General features: G+C 33.9%; 16 protein-coding genes. 9 read left to right on the top strand and 7 right to left on the bottom strand.

Going from position 1 to position 13,776, the window contains the following annotated elements:
- The 8 genes from ABD859_RS04195 (at window position 1) to ABD859_RS04160 (ending at window position 6,056) form a co-directional block, all read left to right on the top strand.
- Window positions 1–414, top strand: coding sequence for an ADP-ribosylation/crystallin J1 (locus ABD859_RS04195; protein ID WP_345140675.1), 414 nt, complete (start codon window positions 1–3; stop codon window positions 412–414).
- A 123-nt stretch (window positions 415–537) separates the two neighbouring features.
- A complete protein-coding gene (locus tag ABD859_RS04190; RefSeq protein WP_345140672.1) occupies window positions 538–1,044 on the top strand; it encodes an O-acetyl-ADP-ribose deacetylase in 507 nt (168 codons plus the stop codon).
- Window positions 1,045–1,132: 88 nt separating this feature from the next.
- A complete protein-coding gene (locus ABD859_RS04185; RefSeq protein WP_345140669.1) occupies window positions 1,133–1,603 on the top strand; it encodes a macro domain-containing protein in 471 nt (156 codons plus the stop codon).
- A 63-nt stretch (window positions 1,604–1,666) separates the two neighbouring features.
- Window positions 1,667–2,308 (top strand): DUF4291 domain-containing protein, encoded by a 642-nt coding sequence (locus tag ABD859_RS04180; protein ID WP_345140666.1) that lies wholly within the window; start codon window positions 1,667–1,669, stop codon window positions 2,306–2,308.
- A gap of 48 nt (window positions 2,309–2,356) precedes the next feature.
- Window positions 2,357–2,905 (top strand): RNA 2'-phosphotransferase, encoded by a 549-nt coding sequence (locus ABD859_RS04175; protein WP_345140664.1) that lies wholly within the window; start codon window positions 2,357–2,359, stop codon window positions 2,903–2,905.
- 3 nt (window positions 2,906–2,908) lie between these two features.
- Window positions 2,909–3,640 (top strand): metallophosphoesterase family protein, encoded by a 732-nt coding sequence (locus tag ABD859_RS04170; RefSeq protein ID WP_345140661.1) that lies wholly within the window; start codon window positions 2,909–2,911, stop codon window positions 3,638–3,640.
- Between the two features lies 1 nt (window position 3,641).
- Window positions 3,642–4,580 (top strand): ADP-ribosylglycohydrolase family protein, encoded by a 939-nt coding sequence (locus tag ABD859_RS04165; RefSeq protein WP_345140658.1) that lies wholly within the window; start codon window positions 3,642–3,644, stop codon window positions 4,578–4,580.
- 6 nt (window positions 4,581–4,586) lie between these two features.
- Window positions 4,587–6,056, top strand: coding sequence for a nicotinate phosphoribosyltransferase (locus tag ABD859_RS04160; RefSeq protein WP_345140655.1), 1,470 nt, complete (start codon window positions 4,587–4,589; stop codon window positions 6,054–6,056).
- 338 nt (window positions 6,057–6,394) lie between these two features.
- Here ABD859_RS04160 and nadD read toward each other — a convergent pair whose 3' ends face one another.
- From nadD to ABD859_RS04140, 4 genes are all read right to left on the bottom strand, one after another.
- Complete coding sequence (nadD, locus tag ABD859_RS04155; RefSeq protein WP_345140653.1) at window positions 6,395–6,976, bottom strand: nicotinate (nicotinamide) nucleotide adenylyltransferase; 582 nt, start codon at window positions 6,974–6,976, stop codon at window positions 6,395–6,397.
- A gap of 109 nt (window positions 6,977–7,085) precedes the next feature.
- Window positions 7,086–7,658: a guanylate kinase gene (gene gmk, locus ABD859_RS04150; protein ID WP_345140650.1), complete on the bottom strand. Its 573-nt coding sequence runs from the start codon at window positions 7,656–7,658 to the stop codon at window positions 7,086–7,088.
- 57 nt (window positions 7,659–7,715) lie between these two features.
- Entirely contained in the window at window positions 7,716–8,576 is an 861-nt protein-coding gene (locus tag ABD859_RS04145) for a YicC/YloC family endoribonuclease (protein WP_345140647.1), read from the bottom strand.
- 95 nt (window positions 8,577–8,671) lie between these two features.
- A complete protein-coding gene (locus tag ABD859_RS04140) occupies window positions 8,672–9,019 on the bottom strand; it encodes an arsenate reductase family protein (RefSeq protein ID WP_345140644.1) in 348 nt (115 codons plus the stop codon).
- A gap of 78 nt (window positions 9,020–9,097) precedes the next feature.
- Between ABD859_RS04140 and ABD859_RS04135 the strand changes: the two genes are divergently transcribed.
- Complete coding sequence (locus ABD859_RS04135; RefSeq protein ID WP_345140641.1) at window positions 9,098–9,553, top strand: DinB family protein; 456 nt, start codon at window positions 9,098–9,100, stop codon at window positions 9,551–9,553.
- Between the two features lie 34 nt (window positions 9,554–9,587).
- On the opposite strand, the gene ABD859_RS04130 is transcribed toward ABD859_RS04135, so the two are convergent.
- The 3 genes from ABD859_RS04130 to ABD859_RS04120 form a co-directional block, all read right to left on the bottom strand.
- Window positions 9,588–10,076 carry a septal ring lytic transglycosylase RlpA family protein gene (locus ABD859_RS04130; protein WP_425554224.1) on the bottom strand — a complete coding sequence of 163 codons (489 nt, stop codon included), beginning with the start codon at window positions 10,074–10,076 and terminating at the stop codon, window positions 9,588–9,590.
- Window positions 10,077–10,169: 93 nt separating this feature from the next.
- Window positions 10,170–10,592: a hypothetical protein gene (locus ABD859_RS04125; protein ID WP_345140638.1), complete on the bottom strand. Its 423-nt coding sequence runs from the start codon at window positions 10,590–10,592 to the stop codon at window positions 10,170–10,172.
- Window positions 10,593–10,699: 107 nt separating this feature from the next.
- The gene (locus ABD859_RS04120) at window positions 10,700–13,525 is read right to left on the bottom strand and encodes a TonB-dependent receptor (protein ID WP_345140636.1); all 2,826 of its coding nucleotides are present in this window, start codon (window positions 13,523–13,525) and stop codon (window positions 10,700–10,702) included.
- Between the last annotated feature and the right edge of the window lie 251 nt (window positions 13,526–13,776).

Below are 13,776 nucleotides of genomic sequence, written 5' to 3'. Positions count from 1 at the left end.
ATGAAAACAACAAAATTATTTCGTCCAGTTGGATTGAAAGAAATGGAATTTATTACGACGTTAGGTTACAATGCATTTCCACCAAGATTAGATTGGCAGCCGATTTTTTATCCCGTTACGAATCAGCAATATGCAGAACAAATTGCTTTTGAGTGGAATACAGTTGACGAGTTTTCAGGTTTTATCGGAATCGTAACCGCTTTTGAAGTAAATAAAGACTTTTTAGAAAAGTATGAAATTCAAAATGTCGGAGATAAAAATCATAACGAACTTTGGATTCCGTCAGAAGATTTAACTGATTTCAATTCTAATATAGTTGGCGGTATTCAAATAGTAAATGTTTATTTCACAGAGCGTTCATTGGTAAGTGAAAGCGAAGAACTGAATAATAAATTAAACACTTTTAGAAAATAATAAAAAAAAGATGATAAACGATTAGTTGTTCCGAAGGAACATTTCATCGGTAGAAAAAAAATAATGGATTGAATTTACGTTCCATAGGAACGTTTGATTTAGACAAATTAAATAATTGTAGAAGTGATTATAGAAGTCATCAAAGGAGACATAACCGAAATTCATGTTGATGCAATTGTAAATGCAGCCAATACTTCTTTGCTTGGAGGCGGAGGTGTAGACGGAGCGATTCATCGTAAAGGAGGAAAAGCAATTTTAGAAGAGTGTGTCCAAATTCGCAATAAACAAGGAGGTTGTAAAACTGGTGATGCTGTAATTACAACTGCAGGAAATCTGCCTTCTAAATATGTTATTCATACGGTTGGACCGGTTTGGAATGGCGATAAAGAAGAAAAATCAAAATTGTTGGCAGATTGTTATCAAAACAGTTTAAAGCTTGCAGTTGAGAATGGAATTAAAACAATTGCTTTTCCAAATATCAGCACAGGAATTTATCATTTTCCTAAAGACAAAGCGGCTGAAGTTGCACTAAAAGCAGTGAAAGATTTTGAAAGAATTTCAGAATTGGAAAAAATACTCTTTGTCTGCTTTGATGATGAAAACTATCAAATCTATAAAAGCATTTTATAGTTGTTCCATAGGAACATTTCATCGGTAGAAAAATATATCGATAGATTGGATTGACGTTCCATAGGAACGTTTGAAAATAAACAAAATAATGAAAGACATTCAATATACAAAAGGCGATGCAACGTCGCCTCAAACATCAGGAAATAAAATTATCGTTCATGTTTGCAATGATATTGGTGGATGGGGAAAAGGATTTGTTATGGCGATTTCGAAAAGATGGAAAGAACCAGAAAAGCAATATCGTGAATGGTTCAAATCTAAAGAGGATTTCGAATTAGGAAAAGTACAGTTTGTTCAGGTTGAAGAAGATTTATGGGTTGCAAATCTTATTGGACAGCATAAAATTAATAAAGATGAAAATGGCGGCGCTCCAATTCGATACAATGCAATTGAAGAAGGACTAAAAGCAGTTTTAGATTTTGCAAAAACAAATAATGCATCTGTTCATATGCCAAGAATTGGATGCGGATTAGCAGGCGGAAAATGGGAAATGATTGAACCGATTATTCTTAAAACGCTTTCAAATCAAAATATAGAAGTAGTTGTTTATGATTTTTAAACAATAAAAAATAGTAAAAGTGTAAACTATAGAGTTTGCTTTATGGTTTGAAACACAATCAAAATGAAAATAGAATTAAAAAAATATAGCGAGCAATTAAAAGAATGGCCTAAAGAGGGTTATCACATAATGGCTCAGTATGATGATGAAAAAATAATAGCTTATCAGTCATACCGTAAAGAAATAGGCGATTTTGCCGTAAAGAATCAGTTTTTTGGAGGGGCTTTCAGTTTGGATCGAATGACCTGGATAAAACCTAATTTTCTCTGGATGATGTATCGAAACGGCTGGGGAACAAAAGAAGATCAGGAAGTAGTTCTGGCGATTCATTTAAAAAGAGAAGCTTTTGAAAAATACCTTGAAAATGCAGTCTATTCCTCTTATAATTCTGATTTAGGAATTAGTAACGAAGAATGGCAGTCACAGGTAAAATCATCTTCGGTGAGGTTACAATGGGATCCCGATCACGATCCGTACGGAGGAAAACTAGAAAGAAGAGCGATTCAGATTGGTTTACGAAATGAATTTACAAGATCTTTTGCAAAAGAAGATATTCTGTTGATTGAAGATATTTCAAATTACGTAGCCGAACAATATCAGTTTGTTCAAAAAAGAGAATTAGAAAATTTGAACATTCCAGCAGAGAAACCATTTCTTTTTAAGAATGAAGAATTGAATAAAAAATTAAAGTTAGATAAAATATAAAATCCCAAAAATGTTCCAGCAGAACATTTGATTGATAAAAGAAAAAAGATGAATGAAAAAACAGCAAAAAGCGTCAGCAAGTTTTTGAGTCTGGTGCTGCGACATTCGCCTGAAACTATCGGATTAAAATTAGACGAAAATGGATGGGCCGATGTAGAGGAATTAATTATAAAATGTAACAAAAAAGGAAGTCTGAATAAAATGACGACTGAACTTTTGGATTACGTTGTAGAAAATAACGACAAAAAGCGTTTCGCTTTTAACGAAGATAAAACCAAAATCCGTGCAAGTCAGGGACATTCTATTTCGGTAGAACTTAATTTGACTGAAACTGAACCTTTAGAATATCTTTATCACGGAACGGTTGGTAAATTCATGGAAAACATTCGAAAAGAAGGTTTGAAAAAAATGAGCCGTCAGCACGTGCATTTAAGTAAAGATAAAGAAACGGCAACGAAAGTAGGAAGCCGAAGAGGAATTCCGCAGATTTTAACTGTAAGAAGCGGTGCGATGCACAGAGACGGATATAAATTTTATTTGTCTGAAAACAATGTCTGGCTGACCGATGAGGTTCCGGCAAAATATATTGAATTTTAAAAAATGAAAAGAACATTAGTTTTTGGTGATATTCACGGTGGCTTAAAAGCCCTGATTCAGTTATTAGAAAGAATTGATTTGTCTGAAAATGATAGATTAGTTTTCCTTGGCGATTATGTAGACGGCTGGAGCGAATCGGCTCAGGTTATCGATTTTCTTATTGATTTGAGCCAAAAACAAGAATGTATTTTTATAAGAGGAAATCACGATGTTTGGTGCCACGAATGGCTTCAGAATAGTGTTGTAAACGAAATCTGGTTTATGCATGGCGGCGAATCAACCATAAAAAGTTATCAGAATATGGATCTTTCGCGAAAGCAGCAACATCTTGATTTCTTTGTAAATATGAAAGATTACTTCGTTGATGAAAATAACAATTTGTTTATTCATGCCGGTTTTTCATCTATGCACGGACCAGCAAAAGAACATTATCAAAGTAATTTTTCTTGGGACAGAACACTTTGGGAAATGGCTTTAACAATGGATAAACGAATTAAAAAAGATTCGCTTTTGTTTCCAAAAAGATTATTGCTTTTTAATGAAATTTATATTGGTCACACACCAACACTTCATTATAATGTTGAAATTCCAATGCAGGGCTGTAATGTCTGGAATATTGATACAGGAGCAGGTTTTTACGGTAAACTTTCTTGTATGGATGTTGAATCAAAAAAGTTTTGGCAGAGTGATGTGGTACAGACATTTTATCTCGAGGAAAAAGGAAGAAATAAATAAGATGAAAAATAAAATAGAATCAGCTTTGTTAGGTTTGGCTGTTGGTGATGCTTTGGGAGTTCCTGTCGAGTTTGAATCAAGAACTTACTTGAAAGAAAATCCAGTTACTGATATGTTTGGTTTTGGAACACATCATCAGCCAATTGGAACTTGGAGTGATGATAGTTCACTTGCTTTTTGTCTAGCTGAAAGTTTATGTTCGGGTTATAATTTAAATGATATCGCAAGGAATTTTGTTAAATGGTATAGTGCAGAATTATGGACACCGCATGGACAAGTTTTTGATATTGGAATCGCAACCAGAAATGCAATTCTAAATATTGCAAAGGGACATCAGCCTGATTTATGTGGAGGATTTTCTGAAAGCGATAACGGAAATGGCTCATTAATGCGTATTTTACCTTTAGTTTTTTGTCTTCAAAAAGAAAATGATATCGAAATTATTTACCAAAAAGTAAAAGAAGTTTCATCAATAACACATGCTCATTTCAGATCTGTACTTGCCTGTTTTATTTACATTGTCTTTTGTTTGGAAATCTTAAAAGATAAAGATAAATTCGAATCTTATAAAAAGATGCAATTTATTCTTTCTGAATTTCTGAAAGATAAAAGTTTTAATCCTGTTGAAGTTGAATTGTTCGATAGAATTTTGAAAAATGATATTTCAAAATATAATGTAAACGAAATACATTCTTCGGGCTATGTGCTTCATAGTTTAGAAGCGAGCATCTGGTGTTTTCTGAATTCAGATTCTTATCAAGAAACCGTTTTAAAAGCGGTTAATTTAGGACAAGACACAGATACAACGGGTGCAATTGCTGGAGGTTTGGCAGGAATTTATTATGGAATAGATGATATTCCGCATAAATGGATCGAGAATTTAGTCAGAGTAAAAGATATAAAAGATTTGGCTGAACGATTAGCAGATAAAATTAAATAAAAATATATGAACCCACTATTATTAACCGACGGTTACAAAGTTGACCACAGAAGACAATATCCAGACGGAACAACATTAGTATATTCTAACTGGACACCAAGAAAATCACGTATAGAAGAAGTTGATGAAGTGATCTTTTTCGGATTGCAGTATTTCATCAAAAAATATATCATTCATGACTTTGAGGAATCTTTCTTCAAAAAACCGAAAGAAGAAGTTACTAAAAAATACGCTAGAAGAATTAATAATTATTTAGGCGAAAATTTAGTCGGAATCAAACATATTGAAGATTTACACGATCTTGGATATATCCCGATGGTTTTTAAAGCATTGCCGGAAGGAGCAAGCGTTCCGTTGAGAGTGCCAATGTTTACGATGTACAATACGATTCCAGAATTTTTCTGGCTGACAAATTATTTCGAAACCTTACTTTCTGCGGTGGTTTGGTTACCATGTAACTCGGCAACAATTGCAAAAGAATACAGAAAAGTATTAGACAAATTTGCAGCAGAAACTTCTTCTGTTCCAGAATTTGTTGACTGGCAGGCGCACGATTTCTCAATGAGAGGAATGGGCGGAATTGAAGCGGCTTTAACTTCAGCAGCGGGACATTTATTAAGTTTTACAGGATCTGATACGATTCCGGCGATCGATTTCTTAGAAGAATATTACAATGCTAATTCAGATCAGGAATTGGTTGCGGGTTCAGTTGCAGCAACAGAACACTCTGTAATGTGCATGGGAACGACAGAAGGTGAGTACGAAACATTCAAAAGATTAATCACAGAAGTTTATCCAAAAGGAATTGTTTCTATCGTTTCTGATACTTGGGATTTATGGAAAGTTTTAATGGATTATCTTCCAAGATTAAAAGAAGATATCGTTTCTAGAGAAGGAAAAGTGGTAATTCGTCCTGACAGCGGTGATCCAATCCTAATTATCTGCGGAAATCCAGATGGAAAAACAGAACAAGAAAGAAAAGGAGTGATTGAATTGCTTTGGGATGTTTTTGGAGGAACGACAAACGATAAAGGATTCAAAGAATTGGTTCCTCAAATAGGAGCGATTTACGGAGATAGCATCACTGTAGCAAGAGCAACTCAAATCTGCGAAAAATTAAAAGCGAAAGGTTTTGCTTCTACAAATGTGGTTTTAGGAATCGGATCTTTCACGTATCAATACAATACGCGTGATACTTTTGGTTTTGCAATGAAAGCTACTTACGGAGAAGTAAACGGAGAGGGAAGAGCTATCTTCAAAGATCCAATTACTGATGACGGAACTAAAAAATCAGCCAAAGGATTAATGAAAATCGATTTAATCGACGGCAAGTATCATTTAACAGATAATGTTTCTTGGGAAGAAGAAAAACAAGGTGAATTGAAGGAAGTTTTCAGAGACGGAAAACTTTTAGTAGATCAAACGTTGAGTGAGATTAGAACAAGGGTGAAAAGCGATGTAAGTATTGAAGCTTAAGCAATTTTATTAATAAGTCCCGGAGGGACGAAATATTTCTAGAATTCATAATTGTATTGAATAGAAAGCCCCAGAGGGGTGACATATATCGCTCCGCTGGAGCTTTTGAATGTTCGTATGATTATCTATAAATATTTAGCTCCGCTGGAGCTGTTTCAAAACTAAAAAGCCTGAATTTTGAATTCAGGCTTTTTTATGCGTTTTTGTTTTTTAGTTTTGTTTGTCATTTCGACGAAGGAGAAATCTCCGCGAGAAGCTCGACAAAGATTGGAATTTCGTTGAGGAGTTACTTGCGGAGATTTCTCCTTCGTCGAAATGACAATATTGTATGTGATCTTTTATTTCCTGTAAAAATTATTATGATCAATATAGTCCCAAACCTTCGGAGGAAGTAAAGGCTGAATATTTTTTCCTTCTTTGATATTATTTCGAATAAAGGTGGAAGAAATCTCTACAATCGGCGCATCAATAACATGAATTTTTGGATGCGATTTTAATTCCATATTTTCAGGTTCATCAGAAATTCTTGGATAAACATAAATATCATGATTTTCCAGAATTACTTCGTAGTTTCTCCATTTATGAAGCGTTTTCAAATTGTCTTCACCCATTATTAAAGAAAACTCATGATTAGGGTATTTTTCCTGTAAATGCGCGAGAGTAATAACAGTGTAACTCGGTTGAGGTAATTTAAATTCGATATCCGACGGTTTTATCTTTGGATAATCTTCTGTTGCCAGAAAAACCATTTCTAATCGCTGATGATCGTCTAAAAGCGTTGCTTTTTTCTTTAACGGATTATGAGGAGTCACGACCATCCAAATCTGATCTAAATCGGCATATTCTGCCATATGATTGGCAATAATCAAATGCCCGACATGAATTGGGTTATATGTGCCGAAATAAAGACCTATTTTCATTTTTTATTGTTTCGCAGAGAGGCGCTAAGATAACACAAAGATTCGCAAAGTTTTATTAGAACTCTGCGAATCTTTGTGTTTTTTCTTTGTGAATCTCGGTGTAATAAAATTACTTGCTTATGAAATCTTTTACCAATTGATGCGCTTCTTCAAGTGCAACTGGTAAATCATAGTTTTTTATAATCACATCAAACTGTGGAGCTGTTGCTAATTCTACAGAAGCTTTTGCAATACGCATATTGATTTTGTCTTCACTTTCTGTAGAGCGCTGTTTTAATCGGCGTTTTAATTCGTCAACACTTGGAGGTTTTACAAAAACTGCCAGAGTTTCTTCTGGAAATTTATGTTTAATACGAAGACCGCCAACTACGTCAATATCAAAAATGACATTTTTTCCTAAAGCCCAGATTCTTTCAATCTCCGATTTTAAAGTTCCGTAAAAGTTATCACGGTAAACTTCTTCCCACTCCAGAAAATCTTCCGCTTTAATATGTTTTTTGAATTCTTCTAAAGAAATAAAATAATAATCTTTTCCGTGAACTTCTTCGCCACGCGGTGCACGCGATGCTGCCGAAATCGAAAATTCAAGATTTAAATCTTCTTGTCCTAATAAATGTTTTACGATAGTTGTTTTTCCTGATCCTGACGGTGCCGAAAAAACAATTAGTTTTCCTTTGTTCATTGTGTATGCTTTAGGCTTTAAGCAATAGGCTCTAAGCTTTAATTTTGTGTAGTTGTATTATAAGACGTTTAATACTTGCTCTTTAATCTTCTCCAATTCATCTTTCATCATTACGACCAATTTCTGCATTTGAGCATGATTTGATTTAGAACCCATTGTATTGATTTCACGACCCATTTCCTGAGTAATAAAACCAAGTTTACGTCCGTTAGCTTCAGAGCCATTTAAAGTTTCAAGGAAATAATCCAAATGATTACCTAAACGAACTTTTTCTTCCGTGATATCTAATTTTTCTAAATAATAGATTAATTCCTGTTCAAATCGATTTTCGTCAACATTAACCTGCAGTTCTGAAATAGCAGTATGGAGACGATCTTTAATTGCCTGAACGCGTTCTGGATCAAGAGCTAAAGTATCGTTCATTAACTGGCGGATATTTCCAATTCGTAAGTTGAATTCTCTTTCAAGAGATTCACCTTCGTCTTTTCTAAAGTTTAGGATATTTTGGATTGCTTCATCAATAATGACCTGAATTTGTTCCCAGTCATTTTCGTCGATTTCTTCGCGTTCTGTTTTTAAGGTATCCGGCATACGAACGGCCATTTTCATCAATTCCGTTTCATCTGCATTGGCATAAACTTCTCTCAATTGCGCGATATAAGATTTTACAACAGGCACGTTTACTTTTGTCGAAGTTTGTTCTGCTGTACTTTCTACATAAATAGCAAAATCAACTTTTCCTCTTTCGAGTTTGGTCGAGATCTGCGTTCGTAAACCTAATTCCATTTCACGGTAAACCGATGGCATTCTTACGTTTAAATCTAAACCTTTACTGTTTAAGGATTTTACTTCGACTGTAATCTTTTTTGTAGGCAGTTGCAAAGAGGCTTTGCCAAACCCTGTCATAGATTGTATCATATAATTGAGTATAAAGGCGCAAAGATAATTAAAAGTTTGATGCCTTGTGTTGTAAATTGTGAATCAGTTTTATACATCAAACTTTAATAGTATTCTTACGATAATGCTTGTATTACTTCTGCAACATTTTTTTGGCTGTTGCCGATGTAAATTTTTCCGTCAATAATAAAAACCGGACGGCTTAAAAAAGTATAATGTTCCAGAATATATTTTTTAAAATCAGCTTCAGTCAACGATTGATCTTTTAAACCCATTGATTTGTACAATTGTGCTTTTCTGCTGAACAATGCTTCATAACTTCCTGCCAATTTGTGCATTTCATCTAATTGTTCTTCTGTAATAGGATCTTGTCTGATGTCTTGAAATACCAAATTGTTTTCTGGAAGACTTTTTATGATTTTTCTGCACGTATCGCAAGAGGCTAAATAGTATATTTTGTTCATGATTTTTGAATTGAATTAGATTACAAAGAAAATCCATTTGAAATTGAAAAATGACTAATTTTAGAAAAAAAATAAACGATGAACCCAATTTTTGAAGTACAAAAAACGATTAGAGAAATTCTGCTAAAGATTTTAGACAGCCATTCATTAGAACAATTAAATAAAATTCCGGAAGGATTTAATAATAATATCATTTGGAATATTGCGCATTGTGTTGCAGCGCAGCAAACATTGGTTTATAAGCTGTCAGGTCTTCCAACAATGGTTACTGAAGAATTTATTTCAAAATATCGCAAAGGAACCAAACCAGAAGGAGATGTTTCGCAAGAAGAAGTAAACGAAGTAAGAAACTTACTTTCAGAAACATTCGAGAAAACAAAAAATGATTTTGAAAGCGGACTTTTTGTTGATTATACCGAATATACAACAAGTATGGGATTTACGCTTCGAAATGTACATGATGCTTTAAACTTCAACAACTATCACGAAGGAATTCATACCGGAATTATAATGACTTTGAGAAAATTAGTTTAAACAGAAAATCCCGCTGAAAAGCGGGATTTTTTATTTATTCGACTATAGTTTCAAGAGTTACTTTCATAGCTCCGGCACCTTTGTTTTTGGTGATTTCCATAAAAGCTCTTTTCGAAAGATCTATTTCGCGGGTTTTTACAAATGGACCACGATCGGTTATTTTTACAATTACAAATTTTCCGTTGGCTTCGTTGGTTACTTTTACTCGAGTCCCAAAAGGAAGTTTTTTGTGTGCTGCAGTGTATTTGCTATTATTAAATCTGCTTCCATTTGCCGTTTTCCTTCCGTTAAATTTATCGGAGTAGTAAGATGCGTGAGCATTTTTTTTGTACGCTTTTAACTTTAAACCTTTATCTGTAAAAACAGAATCGGTTGGAAGAGCAATAATATCAGGCCTGATGTTTTTTACAGTGTCTTGAGGTTTTTTAGGATCAATTACTGGTTTGGTCTGGCTTATAACGTAGGTAAAACAACTTAAAAAAGTTGTTGTTAATGTGGTGAGAATAATTGTTTTTTTACTCATGATTTATTTTTTTTCAGACTTGGGGGAGTTTGTACAAATAATATGCCGAGAAAAAAAAAGCCCTATGTTTCCAGGGCTTTTAATTGGTATTTTTTAGAACCATAGGTTCCAAGGAATTCTACTCAAAATAAGTATCAATCCTAATCCGTAAAAAATAGCGAAAGTTTTAAATTTAGATTCGCTGTTGATTAGTTTTTTATGTTTTGACCATCCTATTGTTATTAAAACTATGGCAATAAGGTTAATAAGCGGATGTTCTAATGATGTTAATCTTAGTGCAGCATTTGACATTTGTCCTAAAGAATCTTTCCCCAGCGGAGAAACGAAATAAAGGATTAATCCAATCAATAACTGTGTGTGGGTTCCAATTAAGGCAAATAAAGAAATTTTACGATCTTTTGCTGTAAACTCTTTTTTAGAAGTAAAACCTATAATGGCATTTATAACGGCGAACACTAAAAGCAGTAGTGCTAAGTATGCCCAGCCCGAGTGAAATTTTTGTAAAAAATGATACATAAACTGTGTTTTTTTGTTAAAAACAAATATAACAAAAATGGCCATAAAAAAACGGCATTCACTTTAAAAGTCAATGCCGTTTTTATTATTTATTTAGATTCTAAATTTTAGAAATCGTAACGTAGAGTAAAGTTCCAAGTTCTTCCGAAACCAAAGAATACCTGGTTACCATCTGCTAAACCTCTGTACAATCTGTTGTTTGAAGCATAAGTTCCTGCAGCAGCATTTGAACTTACGTTGTCATCAGCAAAAATGTTTGTTCTAGACTCAGCAATGTAAATTTTGTCAAATAAGTTATTTACGTTTAATCTAAAGTTAACTGATTTGTCTTTGTTTTTACCTGTTAACATTTTGTATGAGAAACCAGCGTCAAATAAACCGTAAGAAGGTAATTGTAAAGCTCCTTTGTTATCTGCACTTGTAAATGTTGTAGGGCTTAATCCAGCGTATAATTTATCGTTAAAGTTATAATTTGCATCAACAGTTACTCTTGTTAAAACTTCATAAGAAGCTCCAACTGAAGCTGTCATTTGTGCAGCATCACCAACTTTTACTTTGTCCATGTATACTGTAGCAGCAGTATATCCAGCAACTGGAGTATTGTCTGCTTGGTAGTAAGCGTTTACACTTGCGTTTCCTTTGTATTCCCAGATACCGTAAGAGAACATAGCGTTAACTTTGAATTTATCTGTAATGTTAGAAGATCCTTCAAACTCAATTCCAGAGTGAACCTCGTTAAGACCTGTAAACTCAGTATAAGTTGTGTTTGCAGCAATTCCATTACCAGCAGGAAGAGCGTTACCTTTTAAGTATCTGTCGTTCCAAGTTGTGTTGTAAAGGTTTACTGTAGCGTTAAAGAATCTTGAACGGAAACCATATCCAGCTTCAAATCCAGTAATTTTCTCATTAGTAAGGTTAGGGTTTACTGTAGATCTGTTGTTTGGATAAACTGAGTTAAAGAATGGTTGTCTTGAGTAGTATCCAGCATTAACGTAAACATTGTGTTTTTCGTTGATGTTGTAGTTAGCACCTGCTTTTGCATTTCCACCTAAGATGTTTTCGTAATCTGTAGATGCTAATGGATCAGTTGGTAAGTATACGAAATTATCTTCTCTCTTAAATCCTTGTTGAGAAATTGCTCCCTGAACAAATGCAGTTAAATTATCTTTAGAGTACTCTAATTGTGTAAATGCACCATACCATCTAACTTTTCCAGTACTGTTAAATGAGATTTTATCATAATCTCTCTTATCAAAAACATTCCATTGAACGTTTGTAGCGTAAGTAGATGTAAGATGTCTTCCAGCTGGTTTTAAACTAGCGATATTGTTATCGAAGAATTCACCACCTCCTAATAAATCATTTACTACTGTAAAGTGGTATCCAGTGTAAGTTCTAGCATCAATACCAAAATCTAATGTTAATGTGCTAGATAATTTTTTGTTCAAGTTGATTAAAGCTCCAAACCAGTCATGAGAGTTGATAGATGAAGTTTGTGAAATACCAGATGTAGTATTGTAAACGTATGGATCAGCAGTATTTCCTGCACCAGTTCTACCTGTTGAAGAACTATTTTGGTATACACCTCCAATTTGTGTTCTAGTTCTGTTTGCTCCATTAAAGAAAACACTTCCAGTACCATTATTCCAAGCTTGGATTTTGTCGTAATCAACCATACCGTTTGGTAATAAGAAAACTGAACTGTTGTAAACATTTCCTCCAATACCACCTGTAGCACTTGCTCCAGCTCCACGTCCCATAGACGCATAAAGTACAGAAGAAAGTTTTGTAGTTTCATTAATGTTGTAATCCCAGTTAAAAGAAGCTACTGGTTTGTGGTAGTAGTTTTTTCTGATGTTATATTGCTCACCATTTAAATAACCTGTATCAGGATTGTATCTGATGTTTGGTTCAGCAAGAGAACCATATTTTTGGTAAGTTGCAATTGTAGAAGCTGTAGATCTCTGGTTGTGCCATTGTGGAGCACCAGTTACAGTAAGTTGAAAGTTGTGTTTGTCATCTTTAGTTCCATAACCTAAAGCGATGAAATAGTTTGATCCTTCAAATTGAGTTCCCGGAATGTAACCATCTCCCATTGTTTGAGATAATAATACAGATGCAGAAAGACCGTTTTCTAATTTTCCTGTATTGTAAGATCCTTGAATTTTGAAGTTTCTTCCATTTCCGAAACCAGAAGAGAAAGATCCTCCTTCTTTCATGTCAGAAGATTTAGTTACAATGTTAATTGTACCTCCAACAGAAGGAGTAGCGAGTTTAGAAGAACCTAAACCTCTTTGAACCTGCATAGCAGATGTTACATCTGATAAACCTGCCCAGTTACTCCAGTAAACAGAACCATTTTCCATGTCGTTAACTGGCATACCGTTAATCATTACGGCAATATTGTTTTGGTTGAAACCACGAATGTTAATTCTAGCATCTCCAAAACCACCACCTGATTTAGTAACATATACAGAAGGTGTGTTTCTTAAGATTTCAGGAAATTCCTGAGTTCCTAATTTTTCTTTAATTTCTGCAGCTTTAATTGTAGAAACAGCAACCGGAGTTTTTCTGTCTTTCGCAATATCTACAACTGTACTTTTTACTACAATCTCGCTTAATTCGTTAGAATTAGATTCTAAAGTAATAGTTCCTACGTTTGCAGTGCCACCGTTTACTGTAAATTTTACAGTTTTGTTTTCGTAACCTAGGTAAGAAATAACAATTTCTCCCGTACTTGTTGTTGCATTAAGGGTAAATTTACCATCAAAGTCTGTTGAAGTTGCCGTAGAAGATCCTTTGATCTGTACGTTTGCTCCTGGTAATGAACCTGTACCGTCGGTAATAGTACCAGTAACTTTTCCTTGTGAAAATACGGTTGAAACTATCATAAAAAATAGTCCGGTAATTAACCAATTTTTCATTTTCCTCATGTTGCTATTTAGTTTATTGTTTTTGGCAAAATTATAACATTAAAATCAGATAATGTTATCAAAATGTTAAGAAAGTTAACTTTTGTAATTTGTATTGCGTATTAAAATGATTTTTTAAGTTTTCAATAAATAAAATCGTGATTTATTAAATTTGATTGGTGTTATTTTGTTAAATTGACAATATTATTCGCATAAGTGTAGGTGTAAACTTTCATTTATTGTTAAAAAACAGCAATTTTGGATATGTTCTA

The sequence above is a fragment of the Flavobacterium ginsengiterrae genome, from assembly GCF_039539785.1.
GTDB classification, from domain to species: Bacteria; Bacteroidota; Bacteroidia; order Flavobacteriales; family Flavobacteriaceae; genus Flavobacterium; species Flavobacterium ginsengiterrae.
This window is presented reverse-complemented; position numbering and strand designations above follow the sequence as displayed.